Here is a 22,258-nt window from a genome sequence, read left to right on the forward strand (position 1 = left end):
GGCGGTGTGTCGATGAACACGCCGTCCGCAGCAGAGGTGCATTATACTGTCATGGATTTCGACCAGCTTGAGGGCTGGGCCAAAGATGACCACGCCGCTGCCTTCGAGGTTTTCACTAGCACCTGCGGCGACATGAAAGATGTCGATTGGCGCGCGCTCTGCAAGCTGGCCAAAGATGGCCCCGACCCCCGGCAGTTTTTCGAATTGTTCTTTCGCCCCGTTCTGATGGAAGACGGCAAAGACGCGCTTTTCACCGGGTATTTCGAACCTGAATTGGACGGCGATCTCTACCCCTCTGCCCGGTTTCAATATCCCATCTACGCCATGCCCCCCGAGGCCGAGCAGATCCGCCCCTGGCTCACCAGACGCGAGATCCTAGATGGCGACGTGATGCGCGACCGCGGGCTTGAGATCGCTTGGGTCGATGACCCGGTAGAGCTTTTCTTTCTGCAAATTCAGGGTTCTGGCCGTATTCGCCTGCCCGATGGCAGCTATCTGCGGGTGGGCTATCGCGGCGCGAATGGCCATGATTACCGCTCGGTCGGGGTCGAATTAGTGCGGCGCGGGGTCTATGAGGCGCATCAGGTCAGCGCCGATGTCATCAAGAACTGGGTGCGTCGCAACCCCGAAGATGGCCGGGAACTGCTCTATCACAATCCCTCTTACGTATTCTTTCGCGAGGTCAGCCGCGTGCCCGCCGACAAGGGGCCGCTGGGCGCGATGAACCGGTCCATCACTGCCATGCGCAGCATCGCGGTCGACCCATCGCATGTGCCGCTCGGCGCGCCGGTCTGGATCGAGAAGGACGGGAAGGAGCCTCTACGCCGTCTCATGGTCGCGCAGGATACAGGCTCGGCCATCAAGGGCGCGCAGCGTGCGGATGTGTTTTTTGGCACCGGTGACAAAGCGGGCCGCGCGGCGGGTCGTCTGCGCGATCCGGGGCGGATGGTGGTTTTGATGCCGATCCAGCGCGCCTATGCCTTCCTGCCGGAGAGCGCGATATGAAACGGCGCCGCTTGAACGAAGATGATCTCGAACTTTGGCGCCGGGTGACCGAGCGGACCGAGAAGCTGGAGTTGAATAAGCTGTTCACGCCCGAGATCGACGCCCCCGCCCCTGCCCCGCCGCAGGTTCGGCGCGCCAAGATCGCCCTGCAGGGCAACAAGCCGCAGCCCAACATGAAAAAGCGCAGCAATGACCTGCGCCCGACGTTGGCCGAACAGATGAAAGCTGCGCCGGTTCAGATGGACCACAAGGCTTACGGAAAGCTCAAACGTGGCAAGCTGCGGCCCGAGGGCCGGATCGACCTGCATGGCATGACCCTCGACCGGGCGCATCCGGCGCTCAATGGTTTCATCATAGATGCCCATGCCCGGGGCAAACGGCTGGTGCTGGTGATCACCGGTAAGGGCAAGCGGCGCGATGACGGTGGCCCGATCCCTGTGCGCGATGGCGTGCTGCGCCATCAGGTGCCGCAGTGGCTGTCGATGCCACCGCTCAGCAGTCTCGTGCTACAGGTCGCGCAGGCCCATGTCAGCCACGGCGGCGGCGGGGCCTATTACGTCTACCTGCGGCGCAACCGTTAACCGCACAGCAGCGGTTTGTAGCGCGCAATCGCCCATGCGGCCAAGCCTGCGGCGATCAGATAATAAAGCGCGATGGGCAGCATCTGCTGCGGGAAATCGACGCCCAAGTCGATGAACAGCCCCGTCACCCCCGGCCCGATGGCCGAGCCAAAGACCATCAGCGCGGCGGCGACCGCTTTAATCGACCCCACATGGCGGGTGCCGAAATACTCGGCCCAGAAGGCCGCCGGCGCGGTGGATTGCATCCCCTGCCCCATGCCGAAAATCAGCAAGCCGATCCCGGCCATCCACAGCGTGTCGGCATAGGCGAGCACCGCGAATGACAGGGCAAAGGGCAGCATCATCACAGGCACAACGCGGCTGACGCCGAAACGGTCGATCGCCCAGCCCGAGAGGAAGGTCGAGGCCACCGCCGAGATTGTATAGACCGGCATCAAAGCCACGAATTCGACCAAGGCCCATCCCTTCACTTGGGTCAGATGCACCTGCTGAAAGAACAGGGCCGTGCCCCATGCCGCGGGGCCGATGGCCAGCGGGATAATCATCCAGAACAGGCCCGAACGGAACATCTCGGCCCGGGTCCAATGCCGCCCTTTCATACCCGCGCGCTGCGCCTGATCGGCCATGCTTTGCGGGGTGCGCTCTTGCCGCAGCAGCATCAGGATCACCGGGATTGTCAGTAGCACCAGCACCGCGGCCAGTACCCAAAGGCTGCGCCAGTGAAAGCTGGCGAAAAGGGCCACGAAGATCACCGGCAAGAACGCCTGGCCAGCGGCGAAACCCATTGAGGACAGCGAAAGCGCCTTGCCGCGCGATGCCTCAAACCAGCGCACCATGGCGACCTGCCCAAGCTGAGACATCATCCCCTGCCCGGTCAGCCGCAATGCGTAGATGACAAAGATCAGCGCAATCCAATTCGGCACCGCCGCCATCGCCAGACAGGCCCCCGCCAGCGCCAGCATCACGCCAAGGGCCAGCACCCGTACGCGAAAGCGGTCCGTCAGCACCCCGGCCCAGACCATGCTGATGGCCGACAACGTCGTGCCGACGGTATAGATGCCGCCCCATTGGCCGTCGCTTAGGCCAAAGTCGCCCTTCACCGCCCCCGCAAAGAGCGAGATGAAATAGGTTTGTCCATAGGATGAGGTGAAGGTCAGCAGGAAACCGGCCAGCAGAAACAGCCAGTTGCGCCGCAGAAATGCGAGGTATTCCATGCCCCCTTCATCGCCGGGGCATGGAAGAAAGGAAAGCCCTAAAGAACGTAGCGGCTGAGATCGGTGGAGCGGGTCAATTCGCCAAGGTTCTTTTCAACGAAATCCGCATCGACGGTGATCTCTTGCCCCGAGCGATCAGGCGCGTCGAAGGAGACTTCTTCGAAGACCCGTTCCATCACCGTATAAAGCCGCCGCGCGCCGATGTTCTCGACCGAGGTGTTGACCTCGGCCGCGATCTTGGCCAGTGCCGCGATGCCCTCTTCGGTGAAGGTGACGGTCAGTTCCTCGGTCCCCATCAGGGCGGTATACTGCCGCGTCAGCGCATTGTCGGTCTCGGTCAGGATACGGACGAAATCATCCTCGGTCAGCGCCCGCAGTTCGACGCGGATCGGCAGACGGCCCTGCAACTCGGGCAAAAGGTCCGAAGGCTTGGCGATATGGAACGCGCCCGAGGCGATGAAGAGGATATGGTCGGTCTTCACCGGGCCATATTTCGTCGAAACGACGGTGCCTTCGATCAGCGGCAGCAGGTCGCGCTGCACCCCTTCGCGGGAAACATCGCCACCGCGCGCGTCAGAACGGGCGCAGACCTTGTCGATCTCATCAAGGAAGACGATGCCGTTCTGCTCGACCGCTTCAATGGCGGCGCGGTTCACGGCTTCGTCGTCGAGCAGCTTGTCTGCCTCTTCGCCCACCAGCACTTCATAGCTATCGGCCACGGCCATGCGTTTCTTGGTGGTGCGGCCGCCCATGGCTTTGCCGAAAATATCCCCGAGGTTCATCATCCCCATGCCTTGCTGGCCGGGAATGTCCATCATCGGGAAGGGGCTAGAGGTCTCGGCGACCTCAAGCTCGATCATCGTGTCATCGAGTTCGCCTGCGCGGAGCTTCTTGCGGAACATCTCGCGCGTGCCGTCGCGGGCATCGGTGCCGGCGATGGCGTCGATGACACGGTCCTCGGCGGCCTGTTCGGCCTTGGCTTTAACGTCTTCGCGCATGAACTCGCGGGTCATGGCGATGGAGCTGTCCACGAGATCACGGATGATCTGTTCCACGTCGCGGCCGACATAGCCGACTTCCGTGAATTTCGTCGCCTCAATTTTAATGAAGGGCGCGCGGGCGAGCTTCGCCAAGCGGCGGCTGATCTCGGTCTTGCCGACGCCGGTGGGGCCGATCATCAGGATGTTCTTCGGGTAGACTTCGTCGCGCAGGTCATCGCTCAATTGCTTGCGGCGCCAGCGGTTGCGCAGGGCCACGGCCACGGCGCGTTTGGCGTCGTTCTGGCCGATGATATAGCGGTCCAGTTCGGACACGATCTCGCGGGGGGTCAGGTCGGTCATGCGGTGATTTTCTCCACGGTGAGTTTGCCGTTGGTGTAGACGCAGATGTCGGCGGCGATCGCCATGGCATCACGGGCAATGGTTTCGGCGTCCCGGTCACTGTCCATCATGCCGCGCGCGGCGGCGAGGGCATAGTTCCCACCCGATCCAATGGCGGCGACCTCATGCTCCGGCTCCAGCACATCGCCCGCGCCGGTGATGACCAACAGGTCTTTGCCGTCGGTCACGATCAGCATCGCTTCGAGCTTTTGCAGGTATTTATCGGTGCGCCAGTCCTTGGCCAATTCGACACTGGCACGGGCCAATTGACCCGGTGTCGCTTCCAATTTGGCCTCAAGTCGTTCCAGCAGGGTAAAGGCATCCGCGGTGGAGCCCGCAAACCCCGCCACCACGTCATAGCCGCCGGGACTGAGCTTGCGCACCTTGCGCGCGGTGCCTTTGATCACGGTCTGGCCAAGGCTGACCTGTCCGTCACCGGCAATCACCACTTCGCCGCCTTTTTTGACGCCAATGATCGTGGTCCCGTGCCAACCGGGGAAATCGTCGTTCTGTGCCATGGGGCCTCCTGTCGCTTGGCGCTCTATATGGCCCCCGTGGCAGGGCAGGACAAGGGCAGCGCCGGTTGCGCGGGGGGCAGGGGCGACGCTTGTGAGGCAGGGGCACGCTTACGGTGAAGTGGCCAGCGGCTTTGCCCCAATGAAAAGGGCGCCCCGAAGGACGCCCGTTTTCGTAACTCAATGCCTAAGGCGTTGGCCTTAGATGGATTCTTCGATCCAGCTTTGCAGGGCCGCCTTGGGGCGCGCACCGGCGAGGTTGGACACGACCTGCCCGTCCTTGAAGATGAACAGCGCCGGGATACCGCGCACGCCGACTTGGGCGGGCGAGTTCGGGTTTTCGTCGACGTTGACTTTGACGATCTTCACGCGACCGTTCATTTCATCCGACAGCTCTTCCAGCGAAGGGCCGATCTGTTTGCACGGGCCGCACCATTCGGCCCAGAAATCGACCAGAACCGGAATGTCCGAATTTTTGACTTCGGCGTCGAAAGTGTCGTCGGTGACTGCGACGGTTGCCATGATGCTCTCCTGACAGGAATGGGTTGAGGCCTGAACCTATGAATGCGCGGCAGTGGCGTCAAGATATGGCAGGGCACGCAGGGCATTTGTCACGATATCGTTGGGTAACACCATAAGCGCGGGGGTCGCGGTCCATAGAATGGCCGTCTCAACCTGCCGATCCGGGTAGATTTGGCGCAGCATATGAGCATAGGCCCCCATCTGGCGCAGCAGCCCGTCGGGGCAGGCCTCAGCCGTGCCGGGGACCACGCGGTTGGTCTTGAAATCGACGGCAAGGATGCGATCCTCCGCAATCACCAAACGGTCGATCGTGCCATGCAGGCGCTGGTCTCCGAGGCTGCCGGTCACGGGCACTTCGGCGAGGGTTGTCTCGGCAAACAGCGGGGCGAGGGCAGGGGTGTTCAGCACCGCTTCCGCCTCATCTTCCGCGCGGGCGATCATCTCGGCGGGGTGTGTGCGGGCCAACCGCTCTAGAAAGACTTCCCGGGCATCCGCGCCCATCAGTGGCAGATGTTCCAGCAACTCATGAACCAGCGTGCCATAGCTCAACGCAGCGTCCATATCGAGCCCGGCCTCACCAGCAAGCGCCTTGGCTCCGCCGAGATCCGAGGGCGACAGGGTCTTGTCCTCTCCCTTGGGGGAGGGGGCGGAGCGGGTGAAAACAGGGTCTAACCTGGGCGTTGTGATGGTTTTCTCAGGCGTCTCTATGATGTCGAGCGCATCCCAATCGCCCTGTTGATAGCGCAGCGTGCCATCGTCGCCCAAAGGCTCGGCCCGGAGCCGGGCCAGAGCGGCTGCGGTGATCTGATACCAAGAGGATTCATCTTTCGACAATTCCCCCGCCGCGGCCACGATCAGCCATTTCTCGGCCCGCGTCATGGCGACATAGAACAGGCGAAGCCGTTCTTGCAGCGCGGCCTCTTTCATCTCGTCCAGCCGGGCGCGCATGGGCTGGGGCATGTCATCCGCCGGGGCTTTCCAGACGGGGGTGCCGTCAACGGTGATGATCTCATCCTTGATCGTCACATCGCGCCGCCCGGTGTCAGGCAGGATCACAATCGGCGCTTCCAGACCCTTGGCACCATGCACCGTCATCACCCGGATCTGGTTCGACGCGCTGTCGATCTGACGTTTGATTTCCAGATCATCGGTCTGCATCCATTGCAGGAACCCGGTCAGGCTGGGCACCGTGCCGCGCTCGTAAGACAGCGCTTGGCTCAACATCGCGTTGATCCCATCCTCGGCCTCTGGCCCCAGCCGCGCGAGCAGTTTGCGCCGCCCATCGTGGCGGGTGAGGATGCGTTCGATCAGATCGTAGGGGCGCAGGTAATCGACCCGCCCGCGCAGGTCGCGCAGCATGGCGAGGGTGGCGGCGTGGGCCTCGGTCTGGTTGCGCAGGGCTTGCCAGAGGTGATCCTCTTTACGGTAATGGGCGAGGGTGAAAAGCTCTTGTTCCGACCAGCCGAAAAGTGGCGATTTCAGCGCGGTGGCAAGCGATAGGTCGTCGTCCGGCGTTGCAAGGAAGGACAGGATCGCCGCCAGATCGCGCACCGCCAGTTCGGCCCCGACCTTGAGCCTGTCGGCCCCGGCGATGGGCAGTTCCGCCGCCTTGCAAGCGCGGATGATCTCAGAAAACAGGGCCGAGCGGCGCTGCACGAGGATCAGGAAATCCCCCGGTTGGATGCGCCGCCGCGCCAAGCCGCCCCTGCTGTCATCGGGGAGGTAATGCTCCTCGGTCGTCAGCTCCTTGATGCGCCGGGCGATGCGTTCGGCCAGTTGCACCGTGTGATGCCGCGCGCTGCGTCGGTCGACGGGATCGGTCCAATCGCCTTCCTCGTCAGGGCCTGCCTTTTCGATGAAGGGCCAGAGATCGACGCGGCCGGGCAGGCGATCTTTGAAGGCCATATGGCCGTCATTGGTAAAGCCGGTCTGGATCGCGGGGTCGAAAACCCCATCGACCGCTTGCAAAATCGCCGAAGAGGAGCGGAAGGAATAGGCAAGACTGCGGCGCTGGAAAAACTGCCCGGCCTCACCGATCTTCTGTTCGAATGTCGTGCCTTTGCGGTCCAGCTCTTCGGGGTCCGCGCCTTGGAAAGAGTAGATCGATTGCTTCTTGTCGCCCACGACGAAGAGGGTGCGATCCACCTCGTTACGCGCCCCGGCGCCGGAGTAAAATTCATCTGTCAGCCGTTCGATCACGTCCCATTGCCGGGGCGAGGTGTCCTGCGCCTCGTCGACAAGGATATGGTCGATGCCGCCGTCGATGCGGAACAGCACCCAAGCGGCCACGGCCTTGTCGGTCAGCAAAGCGCGGGCTTTGAGGATCAGATCGTCAAAGTCGAGCCAGCCGCGTTTTTGCTTCTCATCTGCGTAGCGGTCCAGAAAACGGGCCGCGAAACGGTGGAGCACATAGGATTTGCGCGCCGCCTTCAGCGCCAGCCGCGCTTCGCGGGCATCTTCGACGCGCTGCATCAACTGCTCAAGCTGCGGCATCTGGTCGGCGATAACCTTTTGCGTGGGCTTGGTCGGGAAACTGCCGATCTTGGCGGTGAAGGGCGCCTTGGCGCCGCTGCCGGTCAGAAGGATGTTTTCTAGCTGGGGCAAGGCGGACAGATCATAGCGGTCAATCTCTTGCAGCGCCGCGCCCGCCTTGCCGTCATTGCCGCCTTTCGCCAGCAGATGGGGGATGATATCGGCCATCATCGCCGCTTCGCTGCCGAGGAAGACCGAGGCCGCGATCTTGTCTTCGGTCAGGTCTTCGGGCTGGGCGAAAAGCGCTAGGATCTCGTGCCAAGAGCGGGGCGTGCTGAAGGCATCGCGCTGGCCTACGATGCTACGGGTGAGGCTGGCGAAATCTTCGCCCGTGTAGTGCCGCGCAATCTCGGCGACCAGCGGGGCGTCTTCGCCTTCGGCCATCTCATCGACGATCTCGGCCCGCAGCAGATCGGCGGCGCGGTCTTCGATCTCGGTGAATTGCGGGCTGACCTGTGCCTCCAGCGGGAAGCGGCGCAGAAGGGCCGCGCAGAAAGAGTGGATGGTCTGAATTTTCAGCCCGCCGGGCGTCTCGATCGCGCGGGCAAAAAGGGTGCGGGCATTGCGCAGTTGCTCGGGTGTCAATTCGCCCTGAACGCCAAGATCGGCCAAGGCGCTGCGCAGTGCCGCGTCTTTCAGCATGGCCCATTCGCCCAAGCGTTTGAACAGGCGGTTCTGCATCTCCGAGGCAGCGGCTTTGGTATAGGTCAGGCAAAGGATGTGCTGCGGCTCCACGTCGTCGAGCAGCAGCCGCGCCACGCGGTCGGTCAGCACGCGGGTCTTGCCCGAGCCCGCGTTGGCCGTCAGCCAAGTGGAGGCATCGGGCCGCGCCGCTTCGATTTGGGCGCGGGTGGCATCGTTGAAATCACGCATCATTCCAGATCCTCCGGTCGGGCGGGGCTGGTGCCATCCCATTCCCCGAACCGCGCCAGTTGGTCAAAGTTTCCGGCAAAGGCATCACTTTGCACCATCCGCCGCGCGGTAAAGCCCTGCCCCTCATCGAGGTAGCGCGAGAGCAGCGCGTGCAGACCGGCCAGCACTTCTTGCGGGTTCTCCTCGTCCAGCGGGGCGGGAACTTCGACAGGTTTTGACCCCAACCCGATAAAGGCGGCATGGGCCACATGGGCCACGCCCACCTCGGGAAAACCGCCCCGTTCGACCATCGCCGCTTCGATCAAGAGTTGCTTGTCGAACAGTCGCTGCTCTTTTTTGCCGGGCGGCGTGCCGGTTTTGTAGTCGTAGATCAGCACATCGCCGTCATCGGTCTGGTCGATCCGGTCGGCAAAGCCGCTGAGGGTAAAGCCGAGGTCGGCAAAGGTGTAGCTGCCCCGCGCGCCCTGTTCGAAGGCGACGGGGCTGGAGAATGCGGCGCGTTGGCTTTCGCGGGCGATGAACCAATCGGCGATCCGGTCGATACGGGCCAGCCACATGGCGCGGGCGGCGGGCCAGGGGGCTTCTTCCTCCAGCACCTCGGCGGCCACTTGCATCAGCGTGTCGCGGGTCAGCCGTGCCGGATCGCGGGCCACCAGTTTGACGAAATCTTCCATGATGCGGTGCAGGACGATGCCGCGCACCGGCGCATCGGGCGATTGCACCAGCGGGTTGATCGGGCGCAGTTTCAGGCTGTGTTTGGCATAGATCGCGTAAGGATCGCGGATCAGCGTCTTGATCTCGGTCACTGACAGCTTGCGGGGGCGCGCCGCGCGCGGTGGGCGGGGCGAGGGGCGCGTGGCCGGGGCGGTGCGCTCCACCGCTTCCAAGGCGCGCACCTGATCCAGCCAGTGGTTGCCGCGCTGCTGCATGGCCTTCCACGCCTCCGGCCCGCCGGTGTCGCCCAAGCCGCCCAGCAGGTTGCCCAAGCGGTTCAGCCAGCGTGACGGCACCATCTCGGCCTCGTCCGAGCGGATCGCGCGGGTGATCCAAACCTCGGGGCTGGCGATGGCCTGTTGATAGTCATGTGCCGACAGGCCGATGCGCCGTTCGGGGAGCAGCAGCCCGGCTTTCTCGCGCATTTGACGGTTGAGCCACGGATCGGGCGGCGGCGCTTCGGGCCATGTGCCTTCGTTCAAACCGCCAAGGATGACCAGCTCGGCCCCCTGCACCCGTGCCTCCATCGTGCCCCAGATCATGATATCGGGATGCGGGGTATCGGCCTCGCGCACCTCTTCTTGGGCCAAGAGCGCGCCCAAGAGATCGGCATAATCGGCGGCGTTCATCGCCCCGCCGTGGGGGGCATGTTCCGTGAGGTTCGCCATCACCGCCTCGGCCGCGATGCCCGCGCCTTGCTGCCAAAGCAGGTGGTCGGGATCGGCGGATTGCCCGGCGGCGATCCTTTCGGCCAGCGCCAGATGCGCGGCGACGCATTCGGGCAGGGGCCGCTCTCCGGGAGTGTCATGGCCGGGGAAAACCTCGCCCAGCCAAGCGACCCAATCGCGGAACCCGCTGGGGTCTTCCATCCGCTTCGCGGCGCGCTCTGCAATCTCGGCCAAGCCTTCGGCGTCGGGGTAGGGCAGACCGTAGCGGCGGATCTCAGCCTCCAAGCGCTGGGTATAGAGCTGGTGGAAATTGCGCCCCGCGCCGCTGTGGGTCAGCGGGTGTTTCAACAGGGTCAGCAGCGCTTCGGCATCCAGTTTTCGGACAAACAGCGCCGCCACATGGCGCAAGAACCGCCCCGGCGGGGAGAGTTGCAGCGGCATCCCGGCGCTGTCGTCGGGCAGAATGCCCCACCGGTCGAGCGCTGCGGTGACCTGCCGGGTGAGCATCCGGTCGGGGGTGATCAAGGCGGCCTTCACACCATCCTCGGCAGCTTGGCGCAGGCGCAGCGCGATGGCCAAAGCCTCGACCCGTGGGGTGGGCGCTTCGATCAGGGTAATGTCGGCGGTGGCACCTTGCAGGTCTTCCAGCTTCGGCCCTTCGTTCAGCCAAGCATGGGTGACGGGCGCAGGCCGAAGCGAGAGCGACACCAGCTTGTTGCGGGCGGTCGATACCGGGGGCATCTCGCACCACGGGGCGACCGCGCCACGCGCCACGCCGAGCATATTCATCAGCTTGCGGAAGCGGTATTGCGGGTGATCCTCGGCCAGAAGCGCCTGATCCAACTCATTCCAAACGGCGGTCGGCATCTCGAAATCGAACCCCGGCAGGATGATCGCGCCTTGCGGCAGGCGGGCCACGGCCTCCATCAACAACGCGGTTGTCCCGCGCGAGCCGGTGGACCCGGCGAGGATCACCGGATGCTGCGGTGGCGCGTCCTGCCAGCGGGCGATGATCCGGGCGACCAACTGCCGTCGCCGTGCCTCGGCATCCGGGCGGGTGGTGGTTTGGCCCAGATAGTCATGCGCGATGGCGAGGAACCGCTGCGCCCGCTCCCAATGGGCAGAGAGGTTGCCAACGTCCAGCCCGGCCACCGTCTCGGGCGAGACGCCTTCGCCCTGCATTTCGTCGATCAGCCCCGCCAAACTATCCGACAGGGCATAGAGCGAGGCGCGCGGCGCGAGATCGGGTGCGGCATCCAGCAGGCGCGACACGAGTTGAATGAGTTCCAGCCGCCGTTGCAGCGGCGGTGTCGGAGCGGGGAGCGCGATGCCGGGGGCCAATGCATCGAGGTCGGTGATCAGCCGGATGCGCGGCAAGAAGCCTGCCGGACCCGCGTCGAAATCATGGCGCAGCCGACGTGCCATGCGGTTGGTGTTCACCAGCAACTCGACACGGGCCATCGCCTCGGGCGGGCCATTCTCCAACCGGTCGCACAGCCCGCGCACCAATCCGCGCGGGAAGTCGACACCGGGGGCAAGGCCAAAGACGCGGGGGCTGTCCTGCGGCTCAAACATCGGCACCTGCCAAGAGGCTTTCGGCAAGGGGAATACCCCCCGGGTGCCCCACATCGCACCAGCGCCCGCTATAGGGCAGGCCAAACAGCGTCCCGCGTGCCAGCATCATGTCCCACAACAGGTTGAGCGAGAATGCCTCGGCTTCGATATCGGCCAGCAGGTCGGTCTTGATGATCTGCACCCCGCCATAGACCTCGCCCGGCCCCCGTTGCAGGCGGCCATCCGCGGTGCGGGTAAAGTCGCCCGTGCCGCCATGGCCAAGGGTGTTTTCCAACGGCACGGTCATCAAAAGCGCGTCCATCCGTGCCGGATCCCATGCATTGCGGAGCATTTCGAGCGGGTTCGCCCCGGCCCAAATCGCGTCACTGTTCATGGTGAAAACGGGCCCTGACCCCAGCAGCGGCAGCGCGTTGCGGAGCCCGCCGCCGGTGTCGAGGATCTGGGGCGTTTCGATCACCGTTTGCACATCCTGCGCTTTCAGATGTGCCTCTAACTGGTCGGGCAGGTAGTGCAGGTTCGCCACGATCCGCGCAGGCGTAATCCCGCGGGCAAGGTCGAGCGCATGGTCAATCAAGGGGCGGCCCGCGACTGGCACCATGGGCTTGGGTTGGTTCTGGGTGAGATGTTTCATACGCGTGCCGAACCCGGCCGCGAACATCATGATGGCGTCGGGATTGTCGCGCATTGGCTTTTCAGTTGCTCCAGAAATTCGGGGGTCGGCGGGGGCAGCACGCCTGCGATTGCCTCCGCCACATCGGCAAGCGCGGGATGGCGCAGGTTATGTTGCAAATGCTGCCAGACGCGGGGGATCAGATCGACGTAATGTGGTTTGCCATCGCGCAGACTGAGGCGCGCAAAGATCCCCAAAATGCGCAGATTACGCTGGGCGCCAAGCAGTGCATAGGCGCGGCGGAAGGGGGTTTCCGCCTGTCCGGTTTGGGCAAGGTAATCGTCGATGATCTGCGCCTCTACCGACCGGGGCACATCGCGGCGTGCGTCTTGCAGGATCGAGACGAGATCATAGGCCGGGTGGCCCAGCAGCGCGTCTTGAAAATCCAGCAAACCGACCCGCGCCGCCCCTTCGCGCTCTGGCAGCCAGAGCAGGTTCTCGGCATGGTAGTCGCGCAGGATCACGACTTTTGGGCTGTTATCCAACGCTGCGGCGAGGGGGCGGAAAGCCTGCGCGAAAGCGGCGTTTGCGCTCTGCCCGCCTGTGGGCGCGTAAAAGTCGAAGGCGGGGGAGGCCATATCAGTCAGCCAATCGGCATCGCAAATCGGCAGTTCCGGCAGGGGGGCGGCGTGCAGTTTGACCGAAACGTCAGCAGCCGCGCGGTAGAGGGGGAGTTCCCGAGCCGGATCCGCCGCCATGAGCCGCGCAAAGAGGTCATCGCCAAGGTCTTCGATCAGCAGCAGACCGTTGTCATTGTCCGCATGGTAAATCTCGGGCGCGCTGAGGCCACAGCCTGCCAGATGCGCGGCGACGTGACGGAAGGGTCGCACGTCTTCTCCGCGTTCCGGTGGGGCGTCCATCAGGATGGCGCGCGCGCCATCCGCTTTGCGCAACCGGTCATAGCGCCGGTTGGAGGCATCGCCCGCCAGCAGCTTGCGGGAGGCTTCGGCCCAGCCCGCGGTTTGCAAAAAACCTTCGATCAATGCGGCGCGTTCGGTCATTTGCGCCACGCCGCCAGCTTCTCGGCCCAATCGCCGCCGGACCATTCTGCGGTCAGCCTGCGGCTGTCTTCTTCGGTGCCGGGGCTAAGGCTGATCTCTAACGCGTCGGCGGGCGCGAGCGGGCCCAGCCGATCCGGCCATTCCACAAGACAGATTGCATCGTGAAAGGCGTCGATCAGCCCGAGCTCCTCAATCTCATGGGTGGAGGTCAGCCGGTAGAGATCGGCGTGCCAGATCGCGCTGCTTGCCGTGTCATAGGTCTGCACCAAGGTGAAGGTGGGCGAGGGGATATCCTCGTGGTGGTCGAGCAATTCGGTGATCAGCGCGCGGGCGAAATGGGTCTTGCCCACGCCGACATCGCCGCTGAGCAGGATGACATCGCCGGGAGACAGGCGGCGGGCCAGTTGCCGGGCGCGCTCAGCGGTGTCATCGGGGCCGCTGAGCAGGAGGGAAAGGGTATCGTCGGACATGCCCCATGCTTAGCGTCCCGACGCGCAGCCGCAAGATTAAAGCGGCTGGGAGCGACCTAGTTGGAGGGTTGCCGCCGGTCGCCCGCCGAAGGAGCGTTGGAAGGCTCCGACCGGTCCGCGCCGACGGGGATCGGACGAAAGCGTATGAGCGTGGCACCCGATGCGATGGCCGAGACCTCGCAAGAAAGCGGCGCGCCCTGATGCGGGTAGATGGGCATGTTCCAACCCGCGCGGTCGCCCCTGCCCATGACGAATTCCACAACATCGGGCCAGAGCGGATTGGCCGCCGACATTTCCTGCCAGACACGGATCGCATCGTTGACGGTGATTTCGGCAAAGCTTTTGTCCGGGTCTTGTTTCCACCGGGCGCGATAGGCGGCGTTGCAAAAGGTCAGCACGCCGGAGGCAGAGAAGACGGCGAAACCATCTTCGAGCGTGTCGAGCAGGCTTTGGCTTTGTTCAAGTTCGGCCCGGAAATTGCGGGTTAGGGTCACTTCGGCGGTGATGTCTTCGATCAGGAAAGCGGTGGCGCCATCGGGGTGGGGCCGGCCCCGGATGCTGTAGGTCTGGCCGTTCTCCAGCGACCAAGTCTCTTGATAGCGGCCATCGGTTGCGGCGGCGATAACTTCGGCAATTTCGTGACGCCAATTCTTGTAATTCTTCGGCTCCGGCATGCGGCGGCTTTCGCGCAGCTGATCGAAAAAGGACACCATCGTCGGTCGGGCGCTGAGAAAGGGGGCGGGCAGGGCGGTCAGGTCAACCAGGGCAGGGTTGAACAGGGCCAACTGCCCGTTGCGGTCAAAAATCGCGAGCCCGATGGACAGATGGGCAAAGGTCTTGGCAAGGGTTTGAACGAAGTTGCGCTGCGCCTCTTCGGCGGCGACCACGGCGTTGATGCAGGTGGCGTGGTAGACCTGCACATTGTCCTCTGTCGTGGTGGTCAGCGCGTACCAATCTGGTTTGTCCCCGTCGCCGCAGCGCAGGCATACGCGGTTGGGATGTTCGGGCGAGGGCGTGCTGAACAATGCGGCGCCGCCGCATTCAGGATCGGCCGGAGCCTTGCGTTTCAGGGCCCCGTAGGCCCGGTTGTGCCAGATGATGCGGCCTGCGGCATCGGTCTGCCACGCTGGGTTCGGGCTGGTCTCGCTGGCCCGGCGCAGGGCGGCGAGTTTCTGAAACGTCTCTTCCGTGATCTCTTCGGTCGCGCGGGTCTGGGGCAGGTGCAACCAACAGAGCGCGTCGCGCCATGTGATGCGCAGCTCCGACGGGCTGTCGCCATCCTCTGCCCTGAGGGTCAGCTTGCCGGTGGCCCCATGCCGGGGCGTGCGGGGGAATTCGGGAAACCGCGACAGCAGCGCATCGCGAATATCCTCCCAATGGTGGTAGCCGGGTGCGAGGGCAAAGCGGGTCAGCGCGTTGTCGGAGCCATGAACCAACTGCCCCTCTTCGAACAGCAGGCTCATATCATCGATGCCGGGGGGGGCCGCCGCCGGTCGGCCCGCAGCCGAGCCGAGCCACCAAAGAGCGGCCAGCGCGGTGACGGAGGCGGCGGCAAGCACGATGATGACATCCGGCAATGCCATGACGGAGACCCCTTTCGGCAAATGCGACGCCCTATTTTGAGCCCCAATGGTTAACGGTGGGTTAACAAACGCGCCAATCCCGCCGTCAGGCCGTCAGACGCTGGTTCTCGCCCATCACGCTGTCATCGGGGCCAAGGTCCAGCAGGCGGCGTGGCCAGACGACTTCGACCACAGCGCCGCTGCCAGCGGGGGGCAGCCCGCGCAGCCAACCGCTGTCCGATCCATTGGCAAAGCGCAACCGCGCGCCGGAGCGTTCGAGGAAGGTCTTGGCGATGAACAGCCCCAGCCCCATGCCCTCATATTCGGGCCGCGTCGTCTCGTTCGATGCACCTCCTCGGCGGCGCAAAAACGGGTCGCCGATCCGGCCCAGATGCTGCGGCGGGAAGCCCGGCCCGTTGTCGATGATCCGCACCGAGATATCCTCGGCGGACCATTCGGTTTCGATCCAAACCGTGGTTTCGGCAAAATCCACGGCGTTCTGCACCAGATTGCGCAGCCCGTGGATGATCTCGGGCTTACGCGGGATCGTCGGGGCGCGGGCCGGGTCTCGGGCCATCGGATTGTCGGAAAACATCACCGTCTTGCCGCGCTCCAGATGCGGCTCGGCGGCCTCTTTCACCACGGCGGTCAGCTGCGCGCGCTGCATGTGCAGATCGTCTTTCCCGATGCGGCCCATGTCGCGCAGGATATCCCGGCAGCGGTCGGCCTGATCGCGGATCAGCGCGGCGTCTTCGGCCAGATCGGGGCGGTCTTCCAGATCGCCCAGAAGTTCGGTGCTGGCCAGTTTGATCGTGGCAAGCGGCGTTCCCAATTCATGGGCGGCGGCGGCAACGACGCCGCTGAGGTCCGAGAGCTTCTGCTCCCGTGCCAGTACCATTTGCGTGGCCGAGAGCGCGTCGGCCATGGAGTGGACCTCGGTCGTGACGCGCCGGGAATAGGCACTGGTAAAAACGATGGCGATGAGCAGCGCCGCCCAATGCCCGAAGACGAAGATGCCGGGCTGTCGCAGCACATCGCCTGATTGCGTCACCAACGGCAGATGCCACAGCGCCAGCACCGAGGCCGCGATAATCGCGGTGCCGCCCAGAACCAGTGTCGAGCGCAGGCTGAGCGCGGTGGCCGAGATCGTCACCGGGGCCAGCAGCAGAAGTGCAAAGGGATTATGCAGCCCGCCCGTCAGCGCCAAAAGCGCGGTCAGTTGCAGCAGGTCGAAGAGCACCATGGCGAGGTTCTCGCGCTCCGACAGGCGTTTGTTCTGCGGAAAGACGAAGGCCGCGACAAGGTTGCCCACCACCGAGGCCCCGATTGTCAGGTAACACAGGCCAAAGGCCAGCTGCAGCCCAAACGCCCATTGCGCCACGGTGACGGCGGTCAACTGTCCGGCGATGGCGAACCAGCGCAGCAGGATCATCGTGCGCAGGCGGATCCAACTGGCACGGGTGCGCCCATCGAGGGGCCGGATATTTGCCTGCGTCATCTTAGCCCCATCACTTTATTGCGTCTTGCATCACCTGCCATCTAGCGTAGGTCTGCGGCGAAACACGATCAAGACCGGCCAGCACGGCGGAGGACTGACATGAAACGAATGATTGCATTTGGCGCGGCAGGGGTCGCGGCTGTATTTCTGGCCGGGACGGCTTTTGTGGTGCTGCGGGGCGAGGACGATCCCTATGCCACCTGCCGGTCAAGCCAAGTGGCGGGCGGCGATATTGGCGGGCCGTTCGAACTGGTCAACAGTGCGGGCGAAACCGTGACCGATGCCGATGTGATCAAGGAGCCTGCCCTGCTCTATTTCGGCTATACCTCCTGCCCCGATGTCTGCCCGCTGGACGTGGACCGCAACGCCGCGGCGACCGAAATTCTGGATGAGCGCGGCCAGAGCATCACGCCGGTCTTCATCACCGTTGACCCTGCGCGCGACACGCCCGAAGTGGTCGGTGATTTTGCCGAGGTGATGCACCCGCGTATGGTCGGGCTGACCGGCTCGCCCGAGCAAATCAAAGCCGCCAGCCAAGCCTACCGCACCTACTACAAGGCCCACCCGGCGGACGAGAATGGTGAATACCTCGTCGATCATTCGACCTTCAGCTATCTGGTCATGCCCGAAGAAGGCGTCGTCGACTTTTTCCGCCGTGAAGTACGGCCCGAAGAGATGGCCGACAGCATCGGTTGTTTTCTGGATCAACGCTGAAATTGACCCGCCGCCTTGGCCGCCCCATATTAGCCTTTGAGAGGGGATGTTGATGCAGGATATTTCTGACTTAGGCGCGGACCGCAGCTTGCTTTTGGTCGATGACGATGAGCCGTTTCTGCGCCGCTTGGCCAAGGCGATGGAGAAACGCGGCTTTGAGGTGGAAACCGCAGGGTCCGTCGCGGCTGGCAAAGCCATCGCCACCGCGCGCCCCCCGGCCTTTGCCGTGGTCGATCTGCGGCTTCAGGATGGCAATGGGCTCGACGTGGTCGAAGTGCTGCGCGACAAACGCGCCGATGCGCGGGTCGTCGTGCTGACGGGCTATGGTGCGATTGCCACGGCGGTGGCGGCGGTGAAATCCGGGGCGACGGATTACCTGTCGAAACCCGCCGACGCCAATGACATCGTGAATGCGCTTTTGGCCACCGGAGGGGACCTGCCCGAACCGCCGGAAAACCCGATGAGCGCGGATCGCGTGCGGTGGGAGCATATCCAGCGGGTCTATGAACTCTGTGATCGCAACGTCTCGGAAACCGCGCGGCGGCTGAACATGCACCGGCGGACCTTGCAGCGCATCTTGGCAAAACGCTCGCCGCGCTAAAGCTCGAACCGTTTCCAGATTTTATCAACGCGGGTGCCATCCGCCAATGTGCAGTTTGGCAGCCGTCTGGAATCCTCGAAGCCGCGGCTTTGGTAATAGGCCAGCCCGCCCTGATTGTCGGCGCGGATGATGGCGTGGATATGGGCATAGCCTAGGTCACGCGCGGCCTCTTTGGTCTGTTTGAACAGGGCCGAGCCGATGCCGAACCCCGTCTCTCCCAACCGTACGAAAGTTGCGACGTCCACACCGCCTTCGGGCAGGTCGGGGTGGGGTTCGATGTATTGAAAGCCTTTGATCTCACCGCGCCCGTCTTCCGCCAGATGCCACGCGCTGTCGGGCGCGGCCATCCAGCCTTGCAACTCACGCGGGCTGACGGGGCTGACCATGGCGGTGGTGCCGCCCTCGGCGATGATCGCATTCAGCAAATCGGCCAGGGCGCGGGTATCAAGCGCCCCGGCGCGGCGGATGTGGATCACGCCATTTCGCGCAGCAGCGCCTCGTGGCGTTCAGTGAACTCGGCCCGTACCTCGACCGGCGGGCGCAGCAGGATGTTCAGCCCTTCCATCAGCGCGGCATCAGGGCGGCCAAAGAAACGGGTCGCCTCGGCCTCGGAAAAGCCTGCGATCTGACTGGCCTCCATCCAAGCGCTGATGCGGTCGGCCTTTTTGATCTGCTGCTTGACCCGCACCGGCAGGCTGGCGGGAAGGCCAAAGCGGACATGCACCGCCGTGGTCAACCGCTCATCCAAGGCACGATAATCCGGCCCGACCGCGGCCTTCACGGGCGAGATCATGTCGCCGATCACATATTCCGGCGCATCATGCAGCAACGCGGCGAGGCGCCATTTCGCAGGCGCACGGGGGGCGATGCGGGCGAAAATCGTTTCCACCAGCAGCGAATGTTCGGCCACCGAATAGGCATAGTCGCCCCGTGTCTGCCCGTTCCAGCGTGCGACAAAGGCCAGACCATGGGCGATGTCTTCGATCTCGACATCGACCGGCGTGGGGTCGAGCAGGTCAAGTCGCCGACCTGACAGCATCCTTTGCCATGCGCGTGGTTTCTGCGCCATTCGCGGGAGTCCTTACCTCGTGAGCCTTGGGAACAAATCCCTGTCAAACCTGTTCATCCCACGAAGGAGATGATCATGAAACCCGTTTTTTCCGGTACGATAGTTGCAGTTACCTTGACCACCCTCGCCGGTGTTGCACAGGCAGAAGAAGTCTGCATGCCCGCCAAGGAAATGAAGTCTGCCCTGATCGATTGGTACGGCGAAGAGCCGGTGCCGGGTCAGCGTGAAGGCAACAGCCAGCTTTGGGCATCGGATCAGTCGGGGACATGGACCTTGGTTAAGACTTTGGCCGATGGCAATGCCTGCGTGCTGGCCCAGGGCGATGATTGGATGGCGGGCCGGTCGGGCGATAAGCAACTGGCCGCTCTTCTGGACTGATCCGGCGCGGCTTTCCCCCATTCACGTTGAGAATTCGCGGCGAAGGTGCTAACCGCCCTGCAACACTTTAAACAGGAGCGCCGCATGGCCCACGACTATATTGTTAAGGATATCAATCTGGCGGCCTACGGGCGTAAAGAGCTGGACATCGCCGAGACCGAAATGCCGGGCCTGATGGCGCTGCGCGATGAATACGGTGACAGCAAACCGCTGAAAGGCGCGCGGATCGTCGGCTCTTTGCATATGACCATCCAGACTGCCGTTCTGATCGAAACGCTGGTCGCCCTTGGCGCCGATGTGCGTTGGGCATCATGCAACATCTTCTCGACCCAAGACCACGCGGCCGCGGCCATCGCCGAAGCGGGCGTGCCGGTCTTCGCCATCAAAGGCCAGTCGCTGGTCGAGCATTGGGATTACCTCGACAAATCCTTCATGTTCCCCGAAGGGCCGAACCTGATCCTCGACGATGGCGGCGATGCGACGCTCTACATCCTTCTCGGCGCGCGCGTGGAAAATGGCGAAGACGAGCTGATCGCCGTGCCGAAATCCGAAGAAGAAGAGGCGATCTTCGCCCAGATCAAGAAGCGTATGGCCGAAAGCCCCGGCTGGTTCACCAAGATGCGCGACCAGATCAAGGGCGTGTCCGAAGAGACCACGACGGGCGTGCACCGTCTCTATGATCTCGTGAAACAGGGCCAGCTGCCCTTCCCCGCGATCAATGTGAACGACTCTGTCACCAAGTCGAAGTTCGACAATAAATACGGCTGTAAAGAGAGCCTCGTCGACGGTATCCGCCGCGCCACCGATACGATGATGGCGGGCAAGGTCGCCGTTGTCATGGGCTATGGCGACGTGGGCAAAGGCTCCGCCGCGTCTCTGCGGGGTGCGGGTGCCCGCGTGAAGGTCACCGAAGTCGACCCGATCTGCGCGCTGCAAGCCGCGATGGACGGTTTTGAGGTCGTGCTGCTGGAAGACGTGGTTGGCACCGCCGATATCTTTATCACCACCACTGGCAACAAAGACGTGATCCGCATCGAGCATATGCGTGAGATGAAGGACATGGCGATCGTCGGCAACATCGGCCACTTCGACAACGAAATCCAAGTCGCCGCTCTGAAGAACCACAAGTGGACCAACATCAAAGAACAGGTGGACATGATTGAGATGCCGAACGGCAATCGTCTGATCCTGCTCTCCGAAGGCCGTCTGCTGAACCTTGGCAATGCCACCGGCCACCCCTCTTTCGTCATGTCCGCGTCCTTCACCAACCAAGTGCTGGCGCAGATCGAACTGTGGGAAAACACCGACAAATACGAGAATGACGTCTACATTCTGCCCAAGCATCTGGATGAAAAAGTGGCCCGTCTGCACCTCGACCGGATCGGCGTAAAACTGTCGAAGCTGAACCCGGAGCAGGCTGCCTATATCGGCGTGACGCCCGAGGGGCCGTTCAAGCCCGAGCATTACCGCTACTAAGCCGCGAAGAGTTCCCTCTCTCAGCATGTTTCAGCGCCGTCCCGGAGATCACCGGGGCGGCGTTTTTCTATCAAGCGACTACGATATATAGGAAAATCAGCTCAATCGGCGGATTCAAGCACATATCTGCCAGCGGCGGAGGACGGGCGGAACATAGTCAATCGGGCGGTGTTTCATCCCCAGACCATTCAAAAGGAGTATCGAAGATGAAACGTACATTCCTGAAGTCCACCGTCGCCGCCCTTGCACTGACTGCGGGCACCGCGTTCGCACAAACCGCCGACACCGAAGCCGGTGCCGCGGCAGATGCCGAAGCCACAGTTTCGAGCGAAAGCGTTACCAACACCGCCAACGATCTGACCGCCACTGTTGAAAAGCAGGCCGAGCAGACCGCCGAAATGTCGCGCGAGAATTCCGACGACTATGAGGGGACGAACGACCCCAACACCACCGACGAAATGCTGACCGCACCGACCCAGGGCGCAGAGTTCGAAGGTGACACCGAAGTCGACAACGAAGCGGAACTGACCGCCGAGACCGATGGCGTGACGCCGACAACCGATGCCGAAGCGGATCTGGCCGGAAACGCCGATTCAGAGTCGAATTCGACCCTGAGCACCGACACCAGCGGCACCGTCACCACCGAGACTGACACCGATCTGGCCGCCGACGAAGATGCCGATTTCGACAATGAAACCACAGCCGAGATCGAAGGCGAAGCCGAAACCGATCTGGATGAGAATGTCGCTTCCAACACCGAAGCGGACATGGAAACAGACGTGACACGCACCGACACCGGCATGAGCAACGCATTCTCCGGCATGGTCGTGGGTGATCTGGTCGGCCTGACCGTCGTCGAAGCCGATGGCGACAGCATTGGTGACGTCGACTATGTCATCAAGACCGACGATGGCTATGCCGCCGTTGTTGGCGTGGGCGGCTTCCTCGGCCTTGGCGAACACACCGTCGCCGTACCGCTTGAGGAAATCTCCATGGCAGCCGAGAACGACCTGAAGCTGAGCTCTTGGACCAAAGCCGAGCTGGAAGCCCAGCCGGAAGTCGATGAAGAAAACATCGAAGGTCTGGAAGACGACGTCCGCCTTGACGACGCCTCCTAAGCGACAGCCGATATCCTGACTGAGAGGCGCCCAATTCGGGCGCCTCTTTTTCTGGCGGCTCCGGGGTCAGCCCACCGCCCCCGAAATAAATCTTTTGCAATACAGGGATATGGCCTTAGGCTC

Annotated in this window: 20 protein-coding genes; 7 read left to right on the top strand and 13 right to left on the bottom strand. The window is 63.3% G+C overall.

Annotated elements, in window-relative coordinates:
* The first annotated feature begins 12 nt into the window (after positions 1 to 12).
* Positions 13 to 1,005 (top strand): murein transglycosylase A, encoded by a 993-nt coding sequence (locus ACGYK2_RS10270; protein ID WP_271688642.1) that lies wholly within the window; start codon positions 13 to 15, stop codon positions 1,003 to 1,005.
* Positions 1,002 to 1,586: a Smr/MutS family protein gene (locus tag ACGYK2_RS10275; protein WP_271688643.1), complete on the top strand. Its 585-nt coding sequence runs from the start codon at positions 1,002 to 1,004 to the stop codon at positions 1,584 to 1,586. Before ACGYK2_RS10270 ends, ACGYK2_RS10275 begins: the two co-directional genes overlap by 4 nt.
* Here ACGYK2_RS10275 and ACGYK2_RS10280 read toward each other — a convergent pair.
* The 11 genes from ACGYK2_RS10280 to regB all read right to left on the bottom strand — a co-directional run bounded on the left by ACGYK2_RS10280 (position 1,583) and on the right by regB (position 16,779).
* Positions 1,583 to 2,800: an MFS transporter gene (locus ACGYK2_RS10280; RefSeq protein ID WP_271688644.1), complete on the bottom strand. Its 1,218-nt coding sequence runs from the start codon at positions 2,798 to 2,800 to the stop codon at positions 1,583 to 1,585. The two genes, ACGYK2_RS10275 and ACGYK2_RS10280, sit on opposite strands and share 4 nt — an antisense overlap.
* Positions 2,801 to 2,838: 38 nt before the next feature.
* The gene (gene hslU, locus ACGYK2_RS10285) at positions 2,839 to 4,140 is read right to left on the bottom strand and encodes an ATP-dependent protease ATPase subunit HslU (protein ID WP_271688645.1); all 1,302 of its coding nucleotides are present in this window, start codon (positions 4,138 to 4,140) and stop codon (positions 2,839 to 2,841) included.
* Positions 4,137 to 4,697 carry an ATP-dependent protease subunit HslV gene (gene hslV / locus ACGYK2_RS10290; protein ID WP_067623712.1) on the bottom strand — a complete coding sequence of 187 codons (561 nt, stop codon included), beginning with the start codon at positions 4,695 to 4,697 and terminating at the stop codon, positions 4,137 to 4,139. Before hslV ends, hslU begins: the two co-directional genes overlap by 4 nt.
* Positions 4,698 to 4,895: 198 nt before the next feature.
* Complete coding sequence (gene trxA, locus ACGYK2_RS10295) at positions 4,896 to 5,216, bottom strand: thioredoxin (RefSeq protein ID WP_007118424.1); 321 nt, start codon at positions 5,214 to 5,216, stop codon at positions 4,896 to 4,898.
* Between the two features lie 36 nt (positions 5,217 to 5,252).
* A complete protein-coding gene (gene addA, locus ACGYK2_RS10300; RefSeq protein ID WP_271688646.1) occupies positions 5,253 to 8,624 on the bottom strand; it encodes a double-strand break repair helicase AddA in 3,372 nt (1,123 codons plus the stop codon).
* A complete protein-coding gene (gene addB, locus ACGYK2_RS10305) occupies positions 8,621 to 11,578 on the bottom strand; it encodes a double-strand break repair protein AddB (protein WP_271690013.1) in 2,958 nt (985 codons plus the stop codon). Before addB ends, addA begins: the two co-directional genes overlap by 4 nt.
* Positions 11,571 to 12,263 carry a nucleotidyltransferase family protein gene (locus tag ACGYK2_RS10310; RefSeq protein ID WP_271688647.1) on the bottom strand — a complete coding sequence of 231 codons (693 nt, stop codon included), beginning with the start codon at positions 12,261 to 12,263 and terminating at the stop codon, positions 11,571 to 11,573. The genes addB and ACGYK2_RS10310 overlap by 8 nt, the downstream gene beginning before the upstream one ends.
* Positions 12,236 to 13,249 (bottom strand): aminoglycoside phosphotransferase family protein, encoded by a 1,014-nt coding sequence (locus ACGYK2_RS10315; protein ID WP_271688648.1) that lies wholly within the window; start codon positions 13,247 to 13,249, stop codon positions 12,236 to 12,238. Before ACGYK2_RS10315 ends, ACGYK2_RS10310 begins: the two co-directional genes overlap by 28 nt.
* A complete protein-coding gene (gene tsaE / locus ACGYK2_RS10320; RefSeq protein WP_271688649.1) occupies positions 13,246 to 13,719 on the bottom strand; it encodes a tRNA (adenosine(37)-N6)-threonylcarbamoyltransferase complex ATPase subunit type 1 TsaE in 474 nt (157 codons plus the stop codon). The genes ACGYK2_RS10315 and tsaE overlap by 4 nt, the downstream gene beginning before the upstream one ends.
* Before the next feature lie 56 nt (positions 13,720 to 13,775).
* Complete coding sequence (locus ACGYK2_RS10325) at positions 13,776 to 15,302, bottom strand: PAS-domain containing protein (RefSeq protein ID WP_271688650.1); 1,527 nt, start codon at positions 15,300 to 15,302, stop codon at positions 13,776 to 13,778.
* Between the two features lie 85 nt (positions 15,303 to 15,387).
* Complete coding sequence (gene regB / locus ACGYK2_RS10330; RefSeq protein ID WP_271688651.1) at positions 15,388 to 16,779, bottom strand: sensor histidine kinase RegB; 1,392 nt, start codon at positions 16,777 to 16,779, stop codon at positions 15,388 to 15,390.
* A 99-nt stretch (positions 16,780 to 16,878) separates the two neighbouring features.
* On the opposite strand from regB, the gene ACGYK2_RS10335 reads away from it, so the two are divergent.
* Together ACGYK2_RS10335 and ACGYK2_RS10340 are read left to right on the top strand one after the other, a co-directional pair.
* Positions 16,879 to 17,493, top strand: a complete 615-nt coding sequence (locus ACGYK2_RS10335) for an SCO family protein (protein WP_271688652.1) — start codon at positions 16,879 to 16,881, stop codon at positions 17,491 to 17,493.
* Positions 17,494 to 17,539: 46 nt separating this feature from the next.
* Entirely contained in the window at positions 17,540 to 18,094 is a 555-nt protein-coding gene (locus tag ACGYK2_RS10340) for an ActR/PrrA/RegA family redox response regulator transcription factor (protein WP_067268317.1), read from the top strand.
* Here the strand turns inward: ACGYK2_RS10340 and ACGYK2_RS10345 are convergent.
* A complete protein-coding gene (locus ACGYK2_RS10345; RefSeq protein WP_271688653.1) occupies positions 18,091 to 18,570 on the bottom strand; it encodes a GNAT family N-acetyltransferase in 480 nt (159 codons plus the stop codon). The two genes, ACGYK2_RS10340 and ACGYK2_RS10345, sit on opposite strands and share 4 nt — an antisense overlap.
* Positions 18,567 to 19,163, bottom strand: coding sequence for an HD family hydrolase (locus tag ACGYK2_RS10350; RefSeq protein WP_271688654.1), 597 nt, complete (start codon positions 19,161 to 19,163; stop codon positions 18,567 to 18,569). Before ACGYK2_RS10350 ends, ACGYK2_RS10345 begins: the two co-directional genes overlap by 4 nt.
* Positions 19,164 to 19,238: 75 nt before the next feature.
* Here ACGYK2_RS10350 and ACGYK2_RS10355 point away from each other — a divergent pair, with 75 nt between their 5' ends.
* From ACGYK2_RS10355 to ACGYK2_RS10365, 3 genes are all read left to right on the top strand, one after another.
* Positions 19,239 to 19,541 (top strand): S-adenosyl-L-homocysteine hydrolase, encoded by a 303-nt coding sequence (locus ACGYK2_RS10355; RefSeq protein WP_271688655.1) that lies wholly within the window; start codon positions 19,239 to 19,241, stop codon positions 19,539 to 19,541.
* A gap of 84 nt (positions 19,542 to 19,625) precedes the next feature.
* Positions 19,626 to 21,017 (top strand): adenosylhomocysteinase, encoded by a 1,392-nt coding sequence (gene ahcY / locus ACGYK2_RS10360; RefSeq protein ID WP_271688656.1) that lies wholly within the window; start codon positions 19,626 to 19,628, stop codon positions 21,015 to 21,017.
* Positions 21,018 to 21,223: 206 nt separating this feature from the next.
* Positions 21,224 to 22,135, top strand: a complete 912-nt coding sequence (locus ACGYK2_RS10365; protein WP_276154355.1) for a PRC-barrel domain-containing protein — start codon at positions 21,224 to 21,226, stop codon at positions 22,133 to 22,135.
* Positions 22,136 to 22,258 lie beyond the last annotated feature (123 nt).

The organism is Sulfitobacter sp. 1A10359, from assembly GCF_043558145.1.
GTDB lineage: Bacteria > Pseudomonadota > Alphaproteobacteria > Rhodobacterales > Rhodobacteraceae > Sulfitobacter > Sulfitobacter faviae.